At 44.9% G+C, this 21,491-nt stretch carries 25 protein-coding genes; 19 read left to right on the forward strand and 6 right to left on the reverse strand.

Features of this window, described 5'->3' with window-relative positions:
• The first annotated feature begins 67 nt into the window (after positions 1 to 67).
• From coxB to ACQCVH_RS05125, 7 genes are all read left to right on the forward strand, one after another.
• Complete coding sequence (gene coxB, locus ACQCVH_RS05095; RefSeq protein WP_224904002.1) at positions 68 to 1,135, forward strand: cytochrome c oxidase subunit II; 1,068 nt, start codon at positions 68 to 70, stop codon at positions 1,133 to 1,135.
• A 25-nt stretch (positions 1,136 to 1,160) separates the two neighbouring features.
• The gene (ctaD, locus tag ACQCVH_RS05100) at positions 1,161 to 3,038 is read left to right on the forward strand and encodes a cytochrome c oxidase subunit I (RefSeq protein WP_426834731.1); all 1,878 of its coding nucleotides are present in this window, start codon (positions 1,161 to 1,163) and stop codon (positions 3,036 to 3,038) included.
• Complete coding sequence (locus ACQCVH_RS05105) at positions 3,038 to 3,667, forward strand: cytochrome (ubi)quinol oxidase subunit III (protein ID WP_426834732.1); 630 nt, start codon at positions 3,038 to 3,040, stop codon at positions 3,665 to 3,667. The genes ctaD and ACQCVH_RS05105 overlap by 1 nt, the downstream gene beginning before the upstream one ends.
• Positions 3,668 to 3,671: 4 nt before the next feature.
• Positions 3,672 to 4,007, forward strand: coding sequence for a cytochrome c oxidase subunit IVB (gene ctaF, locus ACQCVH_RS05110; RefSeq protein ID WP_035401058.1), 336 nt, complete (start codon positions 3,672 to 3,674; stop codon positions 4,005 to 4,007).
• A 185-nt stretch (positions 4,008 to 4,192) separates the two neighbouring features.
• A complete protein-coding gene (gene ctaG, locus ACQCVH_RS05115; protein ID WP_426834733.1) occupies positions 4,193 to 5,104 on the forward strand; it encodes a cytochrome c oxidase assembly factor CtaG in 912 nt (303 codons plus the stop codon).
• Between the two features lie 158 nt (positions 5,105 to 5,262).
• Positions 5,263 to 5,730: a DUF420 domain-containing protein gene (locus ACQCVH_RS05120; protein WP_426834734.1), complete on the forward strand. Its 468-nt coding sequence runs from the start codon at positions 5,263 to 5,265 to the stop codon at positions 5,728 to 5,730.
• A gap of 134 nt (positions 5,731 to 5,864) precedes the next feature.
• Positions 5,865 to 7,046: a GNAT family N-acetyltransferase gene (locus tag ACQCVH_RS05125; RefSeq protein ID WP_426834735.1), complete on the forward strand. Its 1,182-nt coding sequence runs from the start codon at positions 5,865 to 5,867 to the stop codon at positions 7,044 to 7,046.
• Between the two features lie 108 nt (positions 7,047 to 7,154).
• On the opposite strand, the gene ytvI is transcribed toward ACQCVH_RS05125, so the two are convergent.
• A complete protein-coding gene (gene ytvI / locus ACQCVH_RS05130) occupies positions 7,155 to 8,213 on the reverse strand; it encodes a sporulation integral membrane protein YtvI (protein WP_426834736.1) in 1,059 nt (352 codons plus the stop codon).
• 193 nt (positions 8,214 to 8,406) lie between these two features.
• Positions 8,407 to 8,766: a YugN family protein gene (locus tag ACQCVH_RS05135; RefSeq protein ID WP_426834737.1), complete on the reverse strand. Its 360-nt coding sequence runs from the start codon at positions 8,764 to 8,766 to the stop codon at positions 8,407 to 8,409.
• 337 nt (positions 8,767 to 9,103) lie between these two features.
• Between ACQCVH_RS05135 and ACQCVH_RS05140 the strand changes: the two genes are divergently transcribed.
• Together ACQCVH_RS05140 and ACQCVH_RS05145 are read left to right on the forward strand one after the other, a co-directional pair.
• Entirely contained in the window at positions 9,104 to 9,535 is a 432-nt protein-coding gene (locus ACQCVH_RS05140) for a CBS domain-containing protein (RefSeq protein WP_224904019.1), read from the forward strand.
• Positions 9,536 to 10,080: 545 nt separating this feature from the next.
• Positions 10,081 to 10,998 carry a CAP domain-containing protein gene (locus ACQCVH_RS05145; protein WP_426834738.1) on the forward strand — a complete coding sequence of 306 codons (918 nt, stop codon included), beginning with the start codon at positions 10,081 to 10,083 and terminating at the stop codon, positions 10,996 to 10,998.
• 46 nt (positions 10,999 to 11,044) lie between these two features.
• Here ACQCVH_RS05145 and ACQCVH_RS05150 read toward each other — a convergent pair whose 3' ends face one another.
• Positions 11,045 to 11,434, reverse strand: a complete 390-nt coding sequence (locus ACQCVH_RS05150; protein ID WP_426834739.1) for a hypothetical protein — start codon at positions 11,432 to 11,434, stop codon at positions 11,045 to 11,047.
• A gap of 10 nt (positions 11,435 to 11,444) precedes the next feature.
• Positions 11,445 to 11,930 carry a PaaI family thioesterase gene (locus ACQCVH_RS05155; RefSeq protein WP_426834740.1) on the reverse strand — a complete coding sequence of 162 codons (486 nt, stop codon included), beginning with the start codon at positions 11,928 to 11,930 and terminating at the stop codon, positions 11,445 to 11,447.
• 143 nt (positions 11,931 to 12,073) lie between these two features.
• Between ACQCVH_RS05155 and ACQCVH_RS05160 the strand changes: the two genes are divergently transcribed.
• The 5 genes from ACQCVH_RS05160 (at position 12,074) to ACQCVH_RS05180 (ending at position 14,193) form a co-directional block, all read left to right on the forward strand.
• Complete coding sequence (locus ACQCVH_RS05160) at positions 12,074 to 12,472, forward strand: YlbD family protein (RefSeq protein WP_426834943.1); 399 nt, start codon at positions 12,074 to 12,076, stop codon at positions 12,470 to 12,472.
• 17 nt (positions 12,473 to 12,489) lie between these two features.
• Positions 12,490 to 12,732: a YlbE-like family protein gene (locus ACQCVH_RS05165; protein WP_009791144.1), complete on the forward strand. Its 243-nt coding sequence runs from the start codon at positions 12,490 to 12,492 to the stop codon at positions 12,730 to 12,732.
• 139 nt (positions 12,733 to 12,871) lie between these two features.
• Positions 12,872 to 13,282, forward strand: coding sequence for a hypothetical protein (locus ACQCVH_RS05170; protein WP_426834741.1), 411 nt, complete (start codon positions 12,872 to 12,874; stop codon positions 13,280 to 13,282).
• A 59-nt stretch (positions 13,283 to 13,341) separates the two neighbouring features.
• Positions 13,342 to 13,782 (forward strand): YlbF/YmcA family competence regulator, encoded by a 441-nt coding sequence (locus ACQCVH_RS05175; RefSeq protein WP_426834742.1) that lies wholly within the window; start codon positions 13,342 to 13,344, stop codon positions 13,780 to 13,782.
• 135 nt (positions 13,783 to 13,917) lie between these two features.
• Positions 13,918 to 14,193 carry a YlbG family protein gene (locus tag ACQCVH_RS05180; RefSeq protein WP_009791147.1) on the forward strand — a complete coding sequence of 92 codons (276 nt, stop codon included), beginning with the start codon at positions 13,918 to 13,920 and terminating at the stop codon, positions 14,191 to 14,193.
• A gap of 166 nt (positions 14,194 to 14,359) precedes the next feature.
• Here the strand turns inward: ACQCVH_RS05180 and ACQCVH_RS05185 are convergent, their stop codons facing one another.
• Complete coding sequence (locus ACQCVH_RS05185; protein ID WP_426834743.1) at positions 14,360 to 14,749, reverse strand: DUF7147 family protein; 390 nt, start codon at positions 14,747 to 14,749, stop codon at positions 14,360 to 14,362.
• A gap of 252 nt (positions 14,750 to 15,001) precedes the next feature.
• On the opposite strand from ACQCVH_RS05185, the gene ACQCVH_RS05190 reads away from it, so the two are divergent.
• The 3 genes from ACQCVH_RS05190 (at position 15,002) to coaD (ending at position 18,084) form a co-directional block, all read left to right on the forward strand.
• The gene (locus tag ACQCVH_RS05190; RefSeq protein WP_426834744.1) at positions 15,002 to 16,420 is read left to right on the forward strand and encodes a hypothetical protein; all 1,419 of its coding nucleotides are present in this window, start codon (positions 15,002 to 15,004) and stop codon (positions 16,418 to 16,420) included.
• Between the two features lie 603 nt (positions 16,421 to 17,023).
• A complete protein-coding gene (rsmD, locus tag ACQCVH_RS05195) occupies positions 17,024 to 17,593 on the forward strand; it encodes a 16S rRNA (guanine(966)-N(2))-methyltransferase RsmD (protein WP_426834944.1) in 570 nt (189 codons plus the stop codon).
• A 2-nt stretch (positions 17,594 to 17,595) separates the two neighbouring features.
• On the forward strand, positions 17,596 to 18,084 hold the full coding sequence (gene coaD / locus ACQCVH_RS05200; RefSeq protein WP_224904041.1) for a pantetheine-phosphate adenylyltransferase: 489 nt from the start codon (positions 17,596 to 17,598) through the stop codon (positions 18,082 to 18,084).
• 21 nt (positions 18,085 to 18,105) lie between these two features.
• Here coaD and ylbJ read toward each other — a convergent pair whose 3' ends face one another.
• Entirely contained in the window at positions 18,106 to 19,332 is a 1,227-nt protein-coding gene (ylbJ, locus tag ACQCVH_RS05205; protein WP_426834745.1) for a sporulation integral membrane protein YlbJ, read from the reverse strand.
• 329 nt (positions 19,333 to 19,661) lie between these two features.
• Here ylbJ and ACQCVH_RS05210 point away from each other — a divergent pair, with 329 nt between their 5' ends.
• Positions 19,662 to 20,462 carry a patatin-like phospholipase family protein gene (locus tag ACQCVH_RS05210; protein WP_426834746.1) on the forward strand — a complete coding sequence of 267 codons (801 nt, stop codon included), beginning with the start codon at positions 19,662 to 19,664 and terminating at the stop codon, positions 20,460 to 20,462.
• Positions 20,449 to 21,471 (forward strand): SepM family pheromone-processing serine protease, encoded by a 1,023-nt coding sequence (locus tag ACQCVH_RS05215; protein WP_426834747.1) that lies wholly within the window; start codon positions 20,449 to 20,451, stop codon positions 21,469 to 21,471. Before ACQCVH_RS05210 ends, ACQCVH_RS05215 begins: the two co-directional genes overlap by 14 nt.
• Positions 21,472 to 21,491: the final 20 nt, after the last annotated feature.

Genomic DNA, 21,491 nt, shown 5'->3' on the forward strand with positions numbered 1-21,491 from the left:
ATTTATCCATATTTTTTTTGATCAAACAACAAAAGAAATTTTTTACGAAAGAGGGGTTTGATTAAGCATGAAAAGGCTTGCAAAATGGCGTCTTGCATCATTGTTTGCAATTTTGACGCTCATTCTTTCCGGGTGCGGCGAACCGTTTTTGTCCACGCTTCAGCCTTCCGGGGAAGTTGCGAAAACGCAATATGACTTAATGCTGCTGAGTACGGCGATTATGGTGGGAGTAATTGTCGTTGTCACGGTGCTTTTCCTGGTTGTTATTTTTAAGTTTCGCCGCAAAGACGAAAGAATTCCAAAACAGGTTGAAGGAAGTCACAAATTAGAAATCATCTGGACAGTTATTCCTATTCTTCTGCTTCTTGTTCTGACCGTTCCTACAGTAGCACAGACCTTCAAGCTTGCTGATGTTTCTCCAATGGAGAAAAAGAACGAAGAAGGAAAAACGGATGCATTGGTTGTCAATGTCCGTGCAAATCTTTACTGGTGGGAATTTGAGTATCCAAACCAGGAGATCATCACTGGGCAGGAACTTGTCGTTCCTACGGGTGAAAAGGTTTACTTTAATCTGAAGGCATCTGATGTTAAGCATTCATTCTGGGTTCCTGCAGTAGGGGGCAAGATGGATACAAATACTGACAATGTCAATAAGTTCTATCTGAAGTTCGATAAAGAAAGCTCTGATGTTGCAGGCGATCTTTTTTACGGAAAATGTGCGGAGCTTTGCGGACCTTCACATGCCCTGATGGACTTCAAAGTGAAAGCCATCTCTGGCGAAGAGTTTGATCAGTGGGTTGCGGATATGCAGAACGCAGAAGAGCCTCAGCCTCAGTCAGAAGTTGCCCAGCAGGGTCAGGAGATCTTTAACAACAGCTGTATCGGCTGTCACGCTGTGACTCCTGTGGATGGCAGGCCTGAGCAGGCAAGACAGGCTCCAAACCTTGCAAACTTTGGGGAGCGCGATCGCGTTGCCGGTATCCTTGATCACAATGAAAAAGAATTGAAAAACTGGCTGAAGGATCCTGAAGCTTATAAGCCAGGGAATAAAATGACTGGTACATATGGCCAGCTCTCAGAAGAGGAGCTTAATGCTCTGACAGAATATCTGATGGGCCTTAAAGTTCAGGAGTAACGAGTTCGAAAGGGAGGTAAAACTTGTGAGTACCTACGCTCAGAAGAAAGGATTCGGCGCCACTTTATGGGACTATCTAACAACAGTGGACCATAAGAAGATCGCGATCCTTTATCTAATTGCCGGCGGTTTCTTCTTTATAGTGGGTGGACTTGAAGCCATGTTCATCCGTATTCAGCTGGCAGTTCCAAACAATGATTTCTTAAGTGCCGGCTTGTACAATGAGATATTGACAATGCACGGTACAACCATGATATTCCTGGCAGCTATGCCATTGATCTTTGCTTTTATGAATGCAGTCGTTCCCCTTCAGATCGGTGCGCGCGATGTAGCGTTCCCGTTCCTTAACTCACTTGGTTTCTGGCTGTTTTTCTTTGGAGGGATCTTCTTAAACCTATCTTGGTTTTTAGACGGTGCACCTGATGCAGGATGGACTTCTTATGCATCCTTATCGATGGCATCAGAAGGACACGGGATCGACTTCTATGCACTCGGGCTGCAGATTTCCGGGGCAGGTACCCTTATCGGGGGGATTAACTTCCTTGTAACGATTGTCAATATGCGTGCCCCTGGCATGACATATATGCGTATGCCATTGTTCACATGGTCTACATTTGTAGTATCTGCACTTATTCTGTTTGCGTTCCCGGCCCTTACTGTTGGTCTTTTCCTATTGATCTTTGACCGCATGTTCGGTTCTAATTTCTTTGATGTTGCCAACGGCGGAAACACAGTTATCTGGGAGCATTTATTCTGGATTTTCGGACACCCTGAAGTATATATCCTGATTCTGCCTGCTTTCGGTATTTTCTCTGAGATCTTTGCTACTTTCTCAAGAAAAAGGCTGTTCGGATATTCCTCCATGGTATTTGCAACTGTATTGATTGGTTTCCTTGGCTTCATGGTATGGGCTCACCATATGTTTACAACAGGGCTCGGGCCAATTGCCAACGCTATCTTTGCTGTAGCGACTATGGCAATCGCTGTTCCTACAGGAATCAAGATTTTCAACTGGCTCTTTACAATGTGGGGGGGAAGCATCAGATTTACAACACCGATGCTTTATGCAGTAGCCTTCATTCCTTCCTTTGTTGCCGGCGGGGTAACAGGAGTAATGAACGCAGCTGCTCCAGCCGATTACCAGTTCCATGACAGCTACTTTGTTGTAGCCCACTTCCACTATGTAATCGTTGGCGGTGTTGTTCTTGGACTATTGGCAGGCCTTCATTTCTACTGGCCAAAAATGTTTGGAACCATGCTGAGTGAAAAGCTTGGAAAAATCACTTTCTGGCTGTTCCTGATCGGTTTCCACCTGACATTCTTCATCCAGCACTTCCTGGGCTTGATGGGTATGCCTCGCCGCGTATTCACATTCCTGCCTGGACAGGGGCTTGAAACAGGAAATATGATCAGTACAATTGGTGCATTCTTCATGGCAGTTGCCGTGCTGATTTTGCTTATCAATATCATTATCACAAGTGTTAAAAATGTTAAAGTCGGGAATGACCCTTGGGGAGACGGGCGCACACTTGAGTGGGCTATCCCTTCACCGCCGCCATTCTACAACTTTAAGCAGACGCCGCTTGTCCGCGGTTTAGATGCATACTGGCTTGAAAAGATGGAAGGCAAGAACGCTTTGACGCCTGCAGAGCCGATCGGCGATATCCATATGCCTAATTCATCTTTCATTCCATTCATGATTTCGTTTGGACTGTTCGTAGCTGCCTTTGGTGCAATGTACCACGGCGACGACGGCAACAACTGGGGCATTCCTGTCCTGATTCTCGGCATGGCCATTACACTGGGCTCCATGTTCCTGAGATCTGTCAAGGATGACCACGGCTTCCATATTCATAAAGAAGATTTACTTAAAGAAGATGATGACAAGGGGGTAAAGGCATAATGCATACAGAAGAAAAAATGACTGTAGAAACATGGCCTGCATCGCCTGAGAAACAAACCCTCGAAGCAAAGAATAAATTTCTAGGCTTCTGGTTCTTCCTTGGCGGAGAGACGGTGCTTTTCGCATCTCTCTTCGCAACCTATCTTGCTTTAAAAGATAAGGTTCCGGGAACAGAACATGCCCTGGCTAAGGACCTGTTTGAATTGCCGCTCGTATTTGCAGCTACCATGCTTCTATTGACGAGTTCATTGACCAGCGTTTATGCAATGTACCATATGAAGAACTTCAACTTTAAGAAGATGCAGCTATGGATGTGGATCACCGTTGCTCTAGGTGCTGCGTTCCTTGGACTGGAAATTTACGAATTCAATCACTATGTGCATGAATTTCACCATACATTCACAAGCAGTGCTTTCGGTTCAGCCTTTTATACGTTGGTAGGCTTCCATGGAGGACACGTTGCATTCGGTCTCCTGTGGATCACAACATTGCTGATCCGCAACTCAAGACGGGGATTGAGCCTTTACAACGCTCCAAAATTCTATGTCGCAAGCTTATACTGGCATTTTATTGACGTTGTTTGGGTATTTATCTTTACAGTAGTATACTTAATGGGAATGGTGGGATAAACTGATGGCGAATCAACAACCGAACTCAGGTAACCCAAGAGTAGACATTGAATACCGTCGCAAGAAAAGTGCAGAGGAAATGAGAATGCAGGTCATCACTTTTGCCCTGATGATCTTCCTTACGCTTGTAGCATTTGTAGCTGTTGGCTATGAGGAATTTTCGGCATGGTTCATCGTGCCGTTCATCCTGATCCTTGCGGTAGTGCAAGTTATCTTCCAGCTTTATTATTTCATGCATATGAGCCATAAAGGCCATGAGGCTCCGGCACTGTTTCTGTATTCCGGCTTGCTCGTGGGTGCGATTACAGTATTGGCTTTCATGACAATTATCTGGTGGTAAAAAAGAAATCGGCTTTTAGCCGATTTTCTTTTTTTTGTATGAATAAGGAGATTTGATGAACTTTGTGCAGGGCTTGCCTGCAGTAAGCTGTGTATTATTGAGTTTCATCTCCAGCAGCGGTATAATGGCTTTGTACATGCATTTGACAGTGCAAGCGACAATATTACTTTAAGAGGTGGCAAGCAATGCTTACACTAGACATATTCGGTTTTAGAGCGCTTTGGAGTCCTTATTTCTTTATAGTCATGCTGGCAATCCTTGCAGTCTATTTTCTGCTGACAGTGAAATATCGGCAGCGATTCAGCGGGAGTACCCCGCTTTCAGCAAAACAGGCAATCCTTTTTACATCAGCCATTATTCTGGTCTACGCTGTTAAAGGTTCGCCGGTAGATTTGATGAGCCATATTACTTTCTACGCGCATATGATTCAGATGTCGATTTTATATCTGATTGTACCGCCGCTTTTGATTACAGGGATCCCGGAATGGCTATGGCGAAAGATACTGGCACCGTCAAGTATTCAAAAAGTTTTCAGGTTCCTAACAAAGCCCCTGATAGCACTGATTTTGTTCAATGGCATTTTTTCTATTTACCATATTCCATTGATCTTTGACGCAGTCAAGACGAACATGTGGCTTCATGGCGGCTATTCTATACTTCTGTTCATCCTTGCCGGGCTGATGTGGTGGCCTCTTGTGAATAAACTTGAAGAATACGAATCCTTGAATGGGCTGAAGAAGGTCGGCTATATTTTTGCTGACGGCATTCTTCTTACACCTGCCTGTGCGCTGATCATTTTTGCAGACACACCTATTTACGCGACCTTCTCGGATCCGCGTGCCTGGGCTGATGCCATGCATCTCTGTGTTCCTTCAGCCACGCTGGCTTCGCTCAATTTGAGCGGTCCTGAAATGTTCAACAGTATGTCAGCCCTCAATGACCAGCAGCTTGGCGGCGTTCTTATGAAAGTTTTCCAGGAAGTTGTTTACGGGGTAGTCCTTGCACAAGTCTTCTTCCAATGGTATAAGAAGGAGCAGCAGGAAACTGAAGCTGAACTTAAGGCTTCCAGATCACTTGATCCGCAGATTGCTGAGTAGGAAAAATCTCCCATGCCGGGAGATTTTTCTATTAAATGATGTCTGGATTTATGAACAATTAGAGAACATTGCTGATTGAAGCGGATTGTTTATTGAAAAAACACTGCTGTTTTAATAGAATTGATTTTGTAAAACATGAGTCCAGAGAGGAAGTTATTATGAACTATTCATTGCCTGTTTTGCCTACCATCAGCACCACGTTCATTGTATTGAGCGCTGTTACAGTAGCGATCGGCTGGTATCAGATCCGCCAGCGGAAAATAGAAGCGCATAAAAAGACAATGCTGCTTGCGGCCGTATTTGCTATCATTTTCTTCATTATTTATGCGAGCAGGACGGTTTTTATCGGCAATACTGCCTTCGGAGGGCCGGATGATATAAAAATTTATTATACTTTATTTTTGATTTTCCATATTACATTGGCTACCACAGGTGCGGTGTTCGGCATTGTAACACTGCTGACCGGCTATAAGAATAAATTGGAAAAGCACCGCAAACTTGGCCCGATAACAAGCATCATCTGGTTTTTTACGGCGATAACAGGTGTCGCCGTCTATCTGCTGTTATATGTGTTCTATCATGGCGGGGAAACCACATCGGTCATTAAAGCGATTTTAGGATTCTAATAAAGCTTTACAGAACTTTACTATATAAAAGGGAGGCTCCAGCTTACGGTGGTGCCTCCCTTTTACTGTCTTCTGATTCTATATGAAGGAAATGCAAGCCTCTCTATAGAATGTATAATAGCAGAATGGAGGCAATGACAGTGGAAATAAAATTGATGCAAGAGGATTCGTTTGATGAAGCCATAAGGCTTTCCAGTTATGCTTTTCAATATCATGTACCAGAAAGTGATTATCCTAAAAGAAAAGAAACAATGAGGAAACATAAAATATATGGAGCTTATGAGGATGGAAAGCTGGCAGCCAAACTGCATTTACTGGATTTAAAAGTTAAAATCCAGGACAAAGAATGGAAAATGGGGGGAATAGCAGGGGTGGCCACCTTTCCTGAGTACAGAAGGAAGGGCTATGTATCAGGCCTTATGCGCCAGGCTCTGTCGGCTATGAAGGAAAATGGGCAGATAATATCCTTTCTCCATCCTTTCAATATTCATTTTTACAGGAAATATGGATGGGAACTGGCATCTGACCAAAAAAGAGTTGAAATCAATAAAATAGATTTGCATATGATCGGCCAGCAGTCCGGAAGGATCACCAGGTTTAACAAAGATAACCATGATGCTGCAGCAGAAGAGATATACGACCGCTTCAGCAGCAAGTTTTCCGGCATGCTTGTCAGGGACAGGGACTGGTGGCTCAAGAGTGTTTATTCCGACTATCAAATTGCGGTATGGCATACTGATGGAGGAAGGCCGGAAGGTTATATTCTTTACAACATTGAAAAAAGCATCCTCGACATTCAAGAATTAGCTGCATTAACTGCTGAAGCGCGGAAAGGGTTATGGAATTTTGTATGCCAGCATGATTCTATAATTGATAAAGTAAAGGTGCTTACTTCGGTCCACGATCCTTTCCCGTTTTATCTAAGGCAGCCCAAGCAGCATATGGAGATCACACCTTATTTTATGGCACGGATTGTAGATCTTCCGGTGGCATTGGCTGACTATCAATTTAATGTAATTCCGGAACAATCAATGTTCCTGCATATTGCAGACGAATTAGCTCCCTGGAACACAGGGACCTATCAGGTATCAGCCAATGGTGTTCAATACTTTCCGCCAAAAGAGGGGGGCAGCTGCACCCATCCGCCGAAAAGGGGGCTGCAATTGAGCATCAATGCACTGACTGCCGTTATCACCGGTTACAAGCGTCCGATTGAGCTGTATGATCTCGGGGAAATCAAGGGAACGGCAGAAGATGCTGACAGATTTGAAAGAATGGTGCCGCATCAAAAAGCGTGTTTCTATGACTTTTTCTAACATTGGTTTTGGGCCGCATAAGTTTGGAGACTGCTGACGATTCAATGCCACTGCCAGTAAAAAAACAAGCAGGGATCTTGTAATTAAGATTCCTGCTTGTTTTTTTGTTTAAACTTTGAAATCCATTTTGATCAGTCCTGCCTCTTTTGCTGAATTGAAAGCAATCAAGATGAGCGGCCCGATGATGAATCCAAGAATACCGAGGAGCTTAAGCCCGAGATACATGGCTATCAAAGTGGAAAGAGGGGAGAGTCCGATATGGGTTCCCATCACTTTTGGCTCTACGGTTCTTCTGATGATGAGCAGGACAGCTGCAAGGATGGCAAGCTTCGTGCCCAGAACCACATCTCCTGTGAATAAATGAAACAGCGCCCAGGGCCCGAGGATGACTATGGAGCCGATGATCGGAATGAAGTCAATGATCCAAAGGACGAGCGCCATGACGAGTGCGATATCCGGCGCAATGATAAGAAGCCCGACAAGGCTCACAAAAAAGATGATCAGGCTTACGAGGAACTGTGCCTTGAAAAAGCCCAATACAACATAAGAGAGCCGGGAGGTCATGAAAGAGACCTTATCTGCTGTCTTTTCTGTCAAATGGTTGTAGGCACCCCGGCGAAGCCTCGGAAGATCGATCAGGAACAGGAATAATGCAATTAAATAAACAAGGAAGCTGACAAGATAATTCGGGATATTGGTCAGCAGCGCTTTCACATTATCAATGCTCACATAGGCAACCAGTTCATTTTTCGTTTTATTCAGGAATGTCTGTACCTGGTTGCTGATTTCATCTACCACATCTTTCGGAAGATCTTCAGCAGCACGGGTAAACTTCTCCTCAGCATCCAGCCAAGCATTATTAATTTCATTCACATATTCCGGAGCATTTTCAACCAGCTTAATGGCTTCGGTTATAACTTTTGTCGTAATAAAATATCCGGACAGTCCGATAAACAGTACAAAAGCAATGAAAACGATCATAACGGAAATTCTTCGTTTGATGTTAAGTTTTCCCTGGAGAAGCTTTACGAGCGGTTCCAGCATGAGTGCTGTAATAAAAGCAACAATCAGCGGGACGGAAACAGGGAGGATAAAATAGAAAAGCGTGCCTATTAAAATAAGCACAATAAGCCAGATGAAAAAACGTTTTGTAAAAAAACCGGACAAGGTGAAACTCCTTTCCAAATCACTGAGGGTTAGCTTCAGATATTGATTCTTTAAACTGAGATATATTATTATATTATATTATGCAGAACTGCTGGCCTTCAACTGATTTTGTCGGCTTTTTTATCTGGAAAAAAAGACGCATGGTTCCATGCGTCTTTTACTGTGTTTTCCATTGTAATGCGGTTCTTGCAGCTTACAATGCAAACCCTTTAACTTTGGTCTGGATGTCTGCAAGAATTTTTTCGCATTGGCTGACCAGTGTCTTAGGGAAGCTTTCTCCTTCTCCATACTCAATTCCATGGGGATAATAATGCTTTCCTAATAGAGGAGTCATCAGCTGGATAACGGCTTTATGGGAGCCAATATCCCCTTCAGCAGCATATCCGAAGACACGCAGATAGAAAACGCCTTCTTTTAATTCAAACTTGCGGTCGTATGTAACTCTTTCATAATCCCATTGGCCTTCACGGACCAATCCATGTTCAAGCATCACTTCATCAAGACGTGTAAGGTCTGCTTTCAGTTCTTCCAAACCTGTGTTTTCGAACTTCATCTTTGTCCCTCCTGAAAAACAATGCCGTCCATCCGGACAGCAATTCTGTAAGTAAAGGCAACCAGCGGCCAAGCCTTTCAAAAAAGGCATCCCGGGACTATAAGCAATGAAATCGGGACCCTTTTATCTCAAATTTAATAATAGTAGAAAAATGTCAAAGTTGCAACGAATAGATGAAGAAAACTTAAAACAGTCACATTTATGCCGGTCACTGAGGCTGTTCTTATTTTGCCTCTGCAGTACATAATTATCCCTTGACTGGAAAACCTATCTTTTAACGGATATGTCTGCCCCTCTGAAAGAGGCGGCAGCAGGAATCAAACAAGGAGGGCTTTACATGAAAAAAATTGGCGACATAATGACAAAAGAGGTAGATTGCTGCACTCTGCTGGACAATATGTATGAGGTAGCTTTGAAAATGAAGGAGCAGGATGTCGGGGCCATTCCGATTGTGGATGCTGACAGGCTTGTAGGGATGATCACAGATCGGGACATCGTGATAAGAGGGGTGGCAGAGAAGCATCCGGGATCCACGAAAGTCGAGGATATCATGAGCAGTGATCTTGTTACAGTCTCTCCTGATACCAATATCAGCGAAGCATCAAGGATCATGGCTGAGCATCAGATCAGAAGGCTTCCTGTCGTAGAAAACGGCAAACTGGCCGGCATTATATCCCTTGGCGACCTTGCCGTCAGCAGCCGCACCAACGCCCAGGCCGGAAAAGCCCTCACAGATATCTCTGAACACGAAAATGAAGCAACACAATAAAGACTGCATAGCCTAAGCATAGAAACAGCTCGTCAGGAGTAGGAATGTTTTTGGTTACAAAGTAAATAAATTTATAAACCCTGTTGATTGGAGTGGAAGGCACGAAGACTCCTGCGGGATTGCAGCGGCAAAGCTGAGACCCTGCAGGAGGTGCGACGAGGAGGCTCAGCGCCGCCCCGCGGAAAGCGAAGTGCCTGCAACGGAAATCAACAGCCCCATTTATAAAACAAAGTATTGGACTGCGCTCAGGCAGTCTTTTTGTGTTTTCAGTAACAAACCTGCAATTTCATCATTCTATTCTATTAAAAAGAAAGTTGAAAATGATATAATAATCTATATACTGCGGCATATAATGATAGAAATGATAGAAAAGACGGCAGGGAGGGGGCTCGAGTCTGCTAAAATTAATCCGTATTTTAATTATTGTATCTATTTTTCTGGTCATTAGTTTTTATTTTAATATATCATCAGACCCTAAAGACGAACTCCTGATCAGCGATGAGGAAACTAAACCCCAGGAAGACAATTCCCTCACCGAGCAAAATATGATAGACGAATCTTCCTTAAAGCTTCCAGGGGAGGGACTGTCATCGCTTATTGGAAAAAATGCCTCTGATCTGCAATCTTTGCTTGGCGACCCAGAACGTAAAGACCCATCAGAATATGGCTATGAATGGTGGATTTACAAGGAAGGCACCAGCCAGTATGTCCAGGCGGGTGTATCGGATGGAAAAGTTGTCACGCTGTTTGCCACAGGGCCCGATGCAGACGTGAGCCCTTTTAATATAGGTCAGCCGGTCAGCGAAATATACTCTTCTGTATTTATTGATACTAATATCAACTTTCAATATAAAGGCAGCTCGTACCGTTTTGAACTGTCTGAAGACGATCTTAATACCAGGCCGCTCATCAAAACAGGAAAAATTTATGCGCAGCTGTATATCGACCGTTTCACAGGCAAGCTGTCGAGTATCAGGTATATGGATGCCCCGACGCTTGTAAAGCTTCGGCCGTATGAACTGGTATACAGGGGGGACCTGATAGAAGCAGATCCTTCAGAGCAGTCAGAAAAGAGGCTGATTGAAGAAGGCAATGAAAAGCAGATTTTTGATATCAGCAATTTTATCAGGGTGAGACACGAGCTGAGTGTGCTTGAATGGGACAAAGCTACAGCAAAAGTAGCTTATGAGCATAGCAGGGATATGTTTGAAAGCAAACAGTTTTCCCATACTTCTGAGAAATACGGTGAGCTGTCGGACAGGCTTGAAGCTGGGGAAGTTTTTTATCAGATGGCTGGCGAGAATATCGCCGCACACTATGTGGATGCTCCCGCAGTAGTGGAAGGCTGGCTGAACAGCAAAGGCCACAGGGAAAGCTTGCTTAACCCGGATTTCACCCACCTTGGGGTCGGGGTGTACGACAGGCATTATACTCAGAATTTCATACAGAAATGGCCAGAATGAAAATTGTCAAAGAGGCTTTCGGACTGCCGGGAGCCTCTTTGACCTTTTAGTCTTTTTCCAGGGATACTGTCTGTTTTAGGTATTCCTGGGGCATTGAACGGTTTATAATGAAAATATCTTTCAGCCACTTCCCGAAAAGGATAACACATTCGCCCTCTTTAAAACCGGGATTCCTGAAGTCCTGATCTGCTGCCTGAAGTATTCTGGCTGTTATTGTCTCTGCTGCAGCCTGAAGCCGTATTTCAAGCACCCAAACATGCAGATGATGATAATACTGCTGTTTTTCAAGGTGAAGTGCAGTGACTTTCCCTTCAATCACAGCTTCTTCAGAGACCATGCCGATATTTCTCCATTCTGCCTCGGATTTCCGCCTTTCCTTCCTCGTGACCCAGAAGAAGTATATACATATGATAGGGATGACAATGGCAGTGACCATAGAGCCCTCCTTATTTTTTTTCAATAACAAAGAAGCTGCCGGTAGCCTGCGCGATTTTTCGCCCGTCAGCCCTGTATACATCAGCAGAAAGAACCATCGTCTTTGTGCCTTTGTGGCTGAGAGCGGCCGTACATATAATGTTTTCGCCTTTACCGACAGCCAGATAGTGGATATTCAGCTGTGTTGTGACTGCCCCATATCCCTCGGGCAGAAGTGAGTTGGCAAGGGTGCCCATTGCTGAATCGACCGCAGTGGCCGTCATCCCGCCATGCACAATGCCGAGTGTATTATGCAGGAGGGGGGAGACAGGCATTGTTACTTTGCATTCCTGTGCTGTGATGGTCCGGTCCATATGCAGGATGCCGCCTATATAGGAGCTGTTTACGTTATCCTGCTTCTTCTTCACTCCTGCAAGAAGTGTGTGCAAAACCTTCCTGTCGTCATCAGTGGCCTGTTCAAGGCAGGCTTCGAATAAATCCCTTAGCTGCTCATCCATCAATATCACCTTTCACATGCTTTCTGCTTCATATCTTATCATTTAATTGGCATTTTTTGCATCTGTGAAAGACAGCTTTCACATTTCATGAAGCTTTTTCATATGGTAACGTAGGCGAATGCATCAGATGAGGTGATTGAATGATGACTGTAAAGAAACTTCATCCTTCCGTTGCGCAATTCAAGGAATTCGTAAAATCCAGGCCGCATATTATAAAAGAAGTAAGAGATGGAAAGTCGACGTGGCAGGATCTATACGAAGATTGGTACCTTCTCGGTGAGGAGGATGCCAGATGGGGGGAAGCGGCCCCTGGGGCAGAAGTGAAGGAAGAGGAGAAAAAAAGCGACTGGATGTCCACAGTGATGGGCACTGTCAAAAAAATGGATCCCAGCCAGGTACAAGGATATATTAATAATCTCAGCCAGGCCCTGTCTGCGGTCCAGGGCGTGATCTCCCAATTCCAGACAGGAAGCCAGACGCCGGGTTCACAAAGCCCGGTCCAGGCGAAACCGCCTAATCCCTTTTCATTCCGAAAAGATTGATTTAAGGCAGGTGTGAAATGAGAAGAGATATCCTTGACTATTTAGAGCAGAAAAAAGAATTGAAGCAATTTATTAGGGAACAGCCGCAATGGTATCGCACTTTGTCCAGGAATCCCCAGGAAATACAAGCGCTGGAGGTTGCCGCACTGCACTATTATAAAAGAACGATCCCGCATCATGTAGAGAAGTTCACCAATGGCGTCCAGATGGCTTCCATGATGATGAGCATGTTTCAGGCAATGAACTCACAATCTTCATAGTAAGCTCTTCTCCCGGGAGAAGGGCTTTTTACATTCTGAAAGAAAAAAGATTCGTTCCCTCTCTGAAAAATTCTGCTCATAAACAGCCCATTTCCAAGAAAGACTAGAAATAGCCTGGGTGGCAAAGGAGGAACAGGAAATGAAAAAAGTATTCGCCTTGTACATTGGAATGGCAGTGCTGGCTGCCGGATGCGGCAAAGATTTGCCGGAGCCGGAGGCAAAGGCTTTTGAAACAGGGGGGATTGCGGCTAAAAATATATCAGCAGCAGGGCTGGGGGAAGATGAGAGCCCTCTTTTTGTCAAGTATGCAATTCATGGCAGTGACCTTTACATAGACTGTATTGTTACAGGAATTTCTTTTCGGGAAGGTGCCGGGGAACAGCATGGAAAAATCCTGCTGTACGCTGACGGAAAGAAAGTACGGGAAGTTCATGCTGCTTCCTTTTCGGTCAAAGGACTTGCAAGCGGAACCCATAGGATAAAGGTGAAAGTCGTTTCAAAAGGACGGCCTGCGGGTGAGCAAAAGGAATTTACTGTAAAAATTCCTTGAGCACATACTTCGCAAATGATCATATTCATGATAGAATATGAATCGGAGGTGGGCTTTTCATGCTTGCAACAACCGAAAGAGTCGAATTGCTTGAGAGAGCTGACCAATTATCGGCCATGATTCTTACATCAGAAGCGGCGGAGCAGTACCGCGCTTGTTTATATAAAGTGAAAAACAGCAGGGAGACACAAAGGAAAATTAAAACCTTTGTAAAAATGAAGGAGCAGTACGAAGAAGTGCAGCGCTTCGGCAGATATCATCCTGATTATAAAACAGTGATGATGAGCATCAGGGAAGTGAAAAGGGAGATGGACATGGACATCCATCTGGCTGAGTTCAAAAAGGCTGAAACCGATCTGCAAAGCCTTCTGGACGAGGTCAGTCTCATCATTGGAAAGTCTGTCTCGGAAAGTGTAAAGGTGCCGACTGGCAACCCGTTCTTTGACTCCAGCTGCGGAGGCGGCTGCGGATCAGGCGGAAGCTGCAGCTGTTCCGCATAAACCAGCCTGGCCCGGGAGTTTGTCTCCCGGGCTTTTTGCATTCCGGGCCGGCTCATAAGTCTATAAGCTTTTCTTGATATATGCCTTTTTGTTTGCTAGACTATAAAAAACTGCCAAATTGAAGGGGAAAATTTTATGCTAGGTCAGCGACAGGGAATCATTGTTTGGCTTTATTCTCTTAAGCAGGCAAAAATGCTGAGACGGTTTGGAAATGTCCATTATGTTTCCAAAAAGCTGAAGTATGCGGTCATTTATTGCGATATAGAGGATACTGAGGCATTGATCCAAAAGATATCATCCTATTCATTCGTAAAAAAGGCTGAGCCTTCCTATAAACCGTTCCTGAAGACAGAATTCGAAAATTCGAAGCCGGATAAAGCGAAAGAATACGATTATAAAATGGGTATTTAAAAAGGCGGGGAGAAAATCCCCGTCTTTTTTCTGGTTATAAAAGAAATATTGAAGCATCAATCACTATGGGTGCCTGCCCTCGAGTACTTGACTGAAAAGGCTCCTGGATTGGAGTTAAGCATTACTGCGGCAGGAAGTTATATACGCCGCCTGAGCTTTTGTCATTCTAATGCAGCGGCAGGATATAGTGGTTCAATCTGAGAATGCCGATGAGGTACTGATAGAATAATTCTTTTTCTGCAAAGAGTGCGGAAGGCTTTACTTCCAGACGGATCATTTCCTTTCCGCAGTCATCAGCCAAATCCTTAAATAATTGAAATCTGGCATTGGGAGCAGTGTCAGGATGGGGGACACCTTCCCGGCAAATATACAGCGGCTGGAATTTCCCTGTCTCTGCAGGCTTGAGCACTGCGGCGACCGATGTCATCTCTTTCCCTTCAAAAGTGGATTGGAATGCAATCAGATGCTGCAGCCGATGCTTGTTGGAACGGACAATTTCAAGTAATTCATATATATCGGAATAGCCTTCTCCCAATTCAATAAAACGCTGGATCACATAGATTCCTCCTGATTTATATGTATAAATTTAATGAATCTCCTGATACTTTATCACTTAGCAGAGTGTTTGAGAAGTCTGCATTCTAATCTGAAAACGGGGGCCTCTGGTGAAAGTCCACAGAAAGAACGAAAGGTATGCAAATCAGGAATCAGGATAAAAGATTCATGAAATCGTGAAAAAAAGGATAGTCCTGGGCAGATTCATTTGCTATTGTATGAATAAAGAATTATTTTTTGAAGGGGAATCGGCATGTGGAAAGGATTGTTTCTTAGTTTTTTGGCATTAGGGACTGTAATCGGCGCTATGCTGTTCTTTCAGTGGAATGCCTACTCCAAACAGTCAGAGCCTTCTAAGGTGAAGGAAACAGCCCAGCAGGAGCTGACAATAGAAACAAAACAAGATCAATTATTTGTAACACAGACTATAAAAGGCCTGTCGCAAGGCAAAGAATACAGGACTGCCAAGACAGAAAAGCAGTTCAGTTGGGAATGTCCCGGCATAGAAGGGAAGGGGTGCAGCTCTTCTGATGAGGATCCGTCCACATTCCTTTCTGAAGACGGCAGCCTCACATTCGAATATATCATTCCTGTCAGCGCTTCTCCAGCTGCGTTCCTGCTGACTGATTGGACGACCATGATTCCTGATGTTCAAATAGATGAGACACTCACTGTCATTGTAGATTCCTCCAGAAGGTCTGGGACCTGGGCTGCCGGCGGCCGTCCAGAAGGGTACAAGCAGGGGGAGCTGATCGATTATTATGTGTTTGAACGGGAAGGGGACGCACCGGCAGTCTTCTGGCAGGCTGAAAAGCTGAATACTTTGAAGGCAGCCGAAAATGTTACCTTTTTATCTGCAGAGAAAGAAAACGGACTTGCCATAGATGCGGAAAAGGCGGAGAAAATTGCCGATCTGCCGTTTATAACTTTGATCCAAACCGGTTCATATAAGGAAGCTGCCGGCAGCGGACTAATGATTATTAATCCCGGAGCTGATCCAAACGAGCTGATGGGTAAAATTCTGTCTCATGCTCTAAAAGAGAAATTCAGCGGGACACCTGCTGGTGAAACCTGGCTGCTGGATTTAGCAGCTTCGGCAGCCCTTTCACAGGAGCCTGGCTCTAAAAAAGCCAAAAGTCTTCTGGCAGGGTTGAAGGAAATCCTGGGTGAAGAAGGAATGGAACTTTTTTACTCTTATGTTAAAAACTCGGATTCTTTGGATGCGGAACAGCTGGATCGCTTCCTTGTAAGTCAGCTTGGAAAGGAAACAAGTTATTTTACCCTGAACAAAGATGAGAAAGCGCCTTATATTCCTTTTTATTTTGCTGATGAGCGTAAAATAGATGTAAATGGGAAAGAGTCAGGATTGAAAGCAATCGGACTGAATGGAAAAACATATTTTCCATTTATAAAAACTGCAGGGCTGCTTGGGTTCAAAGCGGAAAAGGTCTCTGCTAAGGAAATCCTCCTTCAGGGGGCGGGCAATAATAGCTACCGTTTCTATCTTGACAAAAATATTTTCATATACAATGAAGAGGACTACGGGCTCCTGGAGAATCCGCTGGTAACAGTAGGGTCAGAGCTTTTTATGGACAGGCATTGGCTTGAAGCACTATTTAAAATAGATGTGGCCGAAGAAGAAAAAAGGATTTCAATCGAAAAAGGCAAATGAGAAAAGCTGGTGATGCCAGCTTTTTTCATTTGTTCGTATATGAAAAGCTAAGAATTTGTCGATAACTGTCTAATTTGAGTTCTTCAGGCACTCCCGCCGTTCTAATGGCAGAAAAAGAAAAAACCCTGCATTCCTGCAGGGCCCTTCTATATCCCATAGGGACAGAAGGCAAAGGGAGAGGAGAAACCGGAGGAAGAACTTATGGGGAAACGTAAGTCTTCTCCACGGTTGGCAACAACACCCTCGAATAGATGTTGTTACTAACATTATTTCCATAAAGAACACGGTTATACACCTTTTAGGAAGATTTTTTTCAATTAAGGTCAAGGCGCTTCCGCTTTCCTGCATAGAAGAATGGGGTATTTCTCTGCTTCGGTCACTGTCCAGCTCCAGCGCCTCCCCCCTCGAGTCATAAGCCAAGCCTCCCAAAAAGGCAAAGAACGCCTTTTCGGGTGTCTTGTCTTATGCTTGTCGGGGGTGAGCAAGGCGCTTCCGCTTTTCTAATGAATCCGCTTTCAAATAGCCTGTTGGCGGCAGGGGGTGAATTGTGTTAGGATAAGTAAGAAAATAAGGGAAAATGTCATATGATTGTGGTGATGAATGATGAGAGTGGTGTCGGGTGAATGTAAAGGCATTTCTTTAAAAGCAGTGCCCGGAAATACAACAAGGCCAACCACCGATAAGGTTAAAGAAGCTATTTTTAACATGATTGGGCCATATTTTGATGGCGGAACCGGTCTTGATCTTTTTGCCGGCAGCGGAGGCCTCGGAATCGAAGCATTAAGCCGGGGGCTCGAAAGCATGATTTTCGTTGACCGGGAAGGAAAGGCAATCAAGACGGTCCATGAAAACCTGGAAGCCTGCGGCCTTGAGGAAAAGGCGGAGGTTTACCGGAACGATTCTGAAAGGGCATTGAAAGCGATTGTTAAAAGGGAAATCTCTTTTGACTATATCTTCCTGGACCCTCCTTATAAAAAACAGCAGCTGATGAAGCTGATGGAACTGATCGGCCGGCATTCCCTCCTGAAAGAAGAGGGAGTTATCGTTTGTGAACATGCTTCTGATATAGAGCTGCCAGATGCGGCCGGGAATTTTGTGAAAACTAAAAGCGAGACATATGGAATAATAGCAGTTTCAATTTTTACATACAGCAACGGCAATGAAGGAGGATGACAATGGCAAGCATTGCAGTTTGTCCGGGCAGCTTTGATCCCATTACATATGGCCACCTGGATATCATTAAAAGGGCCTCGAAGGTTTTTGACCAGATTCATGTGGTTCTGCTTAATAACTCATCCAAAAACCCGCTGTTTTCTGTTGATGAGCGCATCAGCCTGATCAGTGAAGTAACGAAGGAATTCCCCAATGTGAAGGTGGACTCTTTCCAGGGACTGCTTGTTGACTACGCAAAAGGGGTTGGGGCAAGCGCAATCATCAGGGGCCTCAGGGCGGTTTCAGATTTTGAGTATGAGATGCAGATTACATCAATGAACCGGGTATTGAATGAGGAAATAGAAACATTTTTCATGATGACAAACAACCAGTTTTCTTTTTTAAGCTCCAGCATCGTTAAAGAAGTGGCTAAATACGGCGGAGATATTTCCGAGCTAGTGCCAGAGGCTGTCCAGAAAGCTCTCAGCGGGAAATTCAATCTGCAGAATTAAAAAATAACCGGCAGCTGCCGGTTATTTTTTTGGTGCATCTCCTGCATAAATTTGCCTGCTGAGCAGGAAAATATAGACAAGCAAAGCTGTGAGCGTTATCAGCGGTCCATGCTCGGCCAGGAAGGCAGCGGCCTGTGAATAGGCATTTCCGCCAAACAGCCCCACAGGCAAAGCATTGGAAGGGGCATTTGTATGATAGAACCTCTCATAGACTGGCCCCCAAAGAAGAAAGGCGAACATAGCCGCCGCAAGTCCATGGATGATTCTTGCAGCAAAGAAAGGCTTAAAGCCGATATCTGTCTGGGCCAGAATGCTGGCCACCTGAGCCTGTACACTAAACCCTGAGAATCCCAGTACAAGACTTGTTACGATAACCTGCTGCATCAGGGTGGCCTGCTGAATCTGGCTCGTCATCTGGCTTCCCAGTGTAATTTCAAACAGCCCAGAAATAAATGGGATGCTGAGCTCGGAAGGAAGACTGATGCTGCTGAAGACGACTGCTATGAATTCGGCTACAAAAGCTGTGATATGCAGATGGAAGAGCAATTTATTGATAACCGAAAATAAGATGATGAAGCCACCGATCATAAGCAGCGTCTGGACTGATGACATAACAGCGTCGCCGAGCAATTTACCAATGGGCCTGTTGTCATTGATCCTTGTCTGATGGAGAGCAGAAAACGCAGCCCTGAGAGAATTTTTCCTTTTTGGCTTTGAACGGGTCACCTCTTCTTTTCTTCCGTAAAATCGCATGATCAGGCCGACAGTAATATTTCCAAGATAGTGGGCCAGAGCCAGTATGATGCCGATTTTTGCATTGTTGAAAAAACCGACAGAGACAGCTCCAAAAATAAACAGGGGGTTTGATGAGTTTGTAAAAGAAACGAGCCTTTCAGCTTCTGTTTTGGTCAGCTGATCTTCCTGGCGCAGCCTGGCAGTAAGTTTTGCCCCGGCAGGATAGCCTGAAGCCATCCCCATCGCCCAGACAAACCCTCCGACCCCAGGCACGCGGAAAAGCGGGCGCATGAGCGGCTCCAGCAAAACTCCGAGGAATTTGACCACCCCAAATCCGATCAGCATCTCAGATACTATGAAAAAGGGGAGGAGAGAAGGAAAGACAATTTCCCACCACATATTGAGGCCTCTTATCGAGGCGTCGACTGATTCTTGTGGAAAGGATATGAGCGATACAGCCATTAATGTAACGGATGAAGCTAATATGAGTGTTTTTAGTTTGGAACGCAACACCGGCAAATCCTCCCTTATCAGGTAAACAAACTGTGCAGCTCATGCAGAACAGTGATAAACTGTATTTATAATCAGCGGGCCGGGTGTGGTGCAGCAAACCGTCCCTCCTGAGTCTGCACAGCAGATTTTTCAGCCAGTATACAGGTTTTTCCATTCGCTTTGCCCAATCGGCTTCAGCCGGGCACGCCTTGTCCCCATATATCCCAATATACTCATAGAAAGATAAAATAGACCATAAGATTAAACCAGGCTTTATTGTGTTTGATGCGGAGGTAAGCAAATTCTTGACTATCGCCCGCCATGAGTCTTATATAAAAGGGGGGATGCTGATGAGGCAGCCCGTGATTGGATTGGCGCTGGGATCAGGGGGAGCCAGGGGGTTCGCCCATCTTGGCGTCATCAAAGTGCTGAAAGAGGAAGGAATTAATGTCGATGTGATTGCCGGGAGCAGCATGGGAGCGCTTGTAGGCTGCTTTTATGGAGCAGGACTGGACATTGACAGGCTCTATAAGCTGGCAGGTGCTTTCAAAAGAAAGTACTATCTTGATTTTACAGTGCCGAAGATGGGGTTTCTGGCTGGCAAGAAGGTGAAGGAACTTATTCGATTGTTTACCCATGGCAAAAGTCTCGAAGACCTTGATATCCCTGTCAGAGTGGTTGCAACTGATCTAAAGGCAGGGGAAAAAGTGGTTTTCAGCAAAGGGCCGATTGCTGACGCCGTCAGAGCCAGCATATCAATACCCGGTATTTTCATTCCCGAAAAACTGGAAGACCGGCTCCTGGTCGATGGAGGGGTCATTGACAGGGTGCCGGTGTCAGTTGTCGAAGAAATGGGAGCGGACCTTATCATAGCTGTCGATGTGTCAAGAGTGAAGACCAGCTCGGACATTACATCCATATTCGATGTAATCATGCAAAGCCTTGATATTATGCAGATGGAGCTGGTTTCGAACCGGGAGATCGCCTCTGATATCATGATCAGGCCGCATGTGGAAATGTACAGCTCCAGAGCTTTCACCAATATTGAGGATATCATCAGAATTGGGGAAGAGGAAGCAAGGAAGCAAGTTCCCAGGATAAAGGAAGCTATTCAAAACTGGAAGGGGCAAGAAGACGATGAAGAGAAATAAAATCTTCCTCCGTTCCTTCTTTATCGCTGCAGTGATTTTGCTGGCAGGGTTTTTCTATTATCTGCCTTATTATGTAACAAAACCAGGCATGGCCAAGCAGCTGGAACCGATAATTGAAGTGGAAGGCGGATATGATGAGTCAGGGGACTTCATGCTTACGACCGTCAGAATGGGCAGGGCTAATATATACTCCTATCTGACTGCAAAGGTGAGCAAGTTCCAGGAAATCTATCCTGTCGAGGAAATTAGGCGCGAGGATGAAACTGATGAAGAATATAATGTCCGACAGCTGCATCTGATGGACACATCAAAAACAGCAGCCATTGAGGTTGCCTATAAAAAGGCGGGCCTGCCGGTGGATTATGAGTACAGAGGCGTCTATGTGATGAATGTCCTGCCTGATATGCCTGCTGACGGAGTGCTGAAGGCGGGCGATATGATAACACAAGTCGACAATCAGAAATTCGAGTCGTCTGAAGAATTCATTTCCTATGTCAGCGGAAAAAAAGAGGGAGATACCATCACGCTTGCCTACAAAAGAGGCGAAGAGAGCAATGAAGCAAAAGTTTCACTGAAAGCCTTCAAGGATGACCCTGATAAAGTCGGGATCGGCATATCGCTTGTCGATGACAAGGAGATTAAAGTGGATCCGGAAGTCAGCCTCAATACAGAGGAAATAGGCGGCCCGTCGGCTGGATTGATGTTTTCGCTTGAAATCTACAATCAGCTGACTAAGGATGATTTGACAAGAGGCTATCAGATTGCGGGAACAGGAACCATTTCTGCTGATGGAACGGTCGGAAGGATTGGCGGCATAGAGCAGAAAATAGTAGCGGCCGACAAAGCTGGTGCAGAAATCTTCCTGGCGCCGAATGAAAATGGCGCAGCCGGGTCGAATTACAGCGAAGCAGCCAAAACTGCCGAGGAGATCGGGACAGATATGAAAATCATTCCCATCAACACTTTTGAGGAAGCGGCAGATTATTTGGCAGGCTTGGAACCAAAATAACAAGCAGGCAGGATTATTCC

Source organism: Bacillus infantis, assembly GCF_050107595.1.
Lineage (GTDB): Bacteria > Bacillota > Bacilli > Bacillales > Cytobacillaceae > Bacillus_AB > Bacillus_AB infantis_C.

Excerpts from the sequence above, each read along its gene's own strand:
- coxB (WP_224904002.1), top strand. The coding sequence starts at position 68 with ATGAAAAGGCTTGCAAAATGGCGTCTTGCATCATTGTTTGCAATTTTG.
- ACQCVH_RS05105 (WP_426834732.1), top strand. The coding sequence starts at position 3,038 with ATGCATACAGAAGAAAAAATGACTGTAGAAACATGGCCTGCATCGCCT.
- ctaF (WP_035401058.1), top strand. The coding sequence starts at position 3,672 with ATGGCGAATCAACAACCGAACTCAGGTAACCCAAGAGTAGACATTGAA.
- ctaG (WP_426834733.1), top strand. The coding sequence starts at position 4,193 with ATGCTTACACTAGACATATTCGGTTTTAGAGCGCTTTGGAGTCCTTAT.
- ACQCVH_RS05120 (WP_426834734.1), top strand. The coding sequence starts at position 5,263 with ATGAACTATTCATTGCCTGTTTTGCCTACCATCAGCACCACGTTCATT.
- ACQCVH_RS05125 (WP_426834735.1), top strand. The coding sequence starts at position 5,865 with ATGACAGTGGAAATAAAATTGATGCAAGAGGATTCGTTTGATGAAGCC.
- ACQCVH_RS05135 (WP_426834737.1), bottom strand. The coding sequence starts at position 8,766 with ATGAAGTTCGAAAACACAGGTTTGGAAGAACTGAAAGCAGACCTTACA.
- ACQCVH_RS05140 (WP_224904019.1), top strand. The coding sequence starts at position 9,104 with ATGAAAAAAATTGGCGACATAATGACAAAAGAGGTAGATTGCTGCACT.
- ACQCVH_RS05145 (WP_426834738.1), top strand. The coding sequence starts at position 10,081 with ATGATAGACGAATCTTCCTTAAAGCTTCCAGGGGAGGGACTGTCATCG.
- ACQCVH_RS05150 (WP_426834739.1), bottom strand. The coding sequence starts at position 11,434 with ATGGTCACTGCCATTGTCATCCCTATCATATGTATATACTTCTTCTGG.
- ACQCVH_RS05155 (WP_426834740.1), bottom strand. The coding sequence starts at position 11,930 with ATGGATGAGCAGCTAAGGGATTTATTCGAAGCCTGCCTTGAACAGGCC.
- ACQCVH_RS05160 (WP_426834943.1), top strand. The coding sequence starts at position 12,074 with ATGACTGTAAAGAAACTTCATCCTTCCGTTGCGCAATTCAAGGAATTC.
- ACQCVH_RS05165 (WP_009791144.1), top strand. The coding sequence starts at position 12,490 with ATGAGAAGAGATATCCTTGACTATTTAGAGCAGAAAAAAGAATTGAAG.
- ACQCVH_RS05170 (WP_426834741.1), top strand. The coding sequence starts at position 12,872 with ATGAAAAAAGTATTCGCCTTGTACATTGGAATGGCAGTGCTGGCTGCC.
- ACQCVH_RS05175 (WP_426834742.1), top strand. The coding sequence starts at position 13,342 with ATGCTTGCAACAACCGAAAGAGTCGAATTGCTTGAGAGAGCTGACCAA.
- ACQCVH_RS05180 (WP_009791147.1), top strand. The coding sequence starts at position 13,918 with ATGCTAGGTCAGCGACAGGGAATCATTGTTTGGCTTTATTCTCTTAAG.
- ACQCVH_RS05190 (WP_426834744.1), top strand. The coding sequence starts at position 15,002 with ATGTGGAAAGGATTGTTTCTTAGTTTTTTGGCATTAGGGACTGTAATC.
- rsmD (WP_426834944.1), top strand. The coding sequence starts at position 17,024 with ATGAGAGTGGTGTCGGGTGAATGTAAAGGCATTTCTTTAAAAGCAGTG.
- coaD (WP_224904041.1), top strand. The coding sequence starts at position 17,596 with ATGGCAAGCATTGCAGTTTGTCCGGGCAGCTTTGATCCCATTACATAT.
- ACQCVH_RS05210 (WP_426834746.1), top strand. The coding sequence starts at position 19,662 with ATGAGGCAGCCCGTGATTGGATTGGCGCTGGGATCAGGGGGAGCCAGG.
- ACQCVH_RS05215 (WP_426834747.1), top strand. The coding sequence starts at position 20,449 with ATGAAGAGAAATAAAATCTTCCTCCGTTCCTTCTTTATCGCTGCAGTG.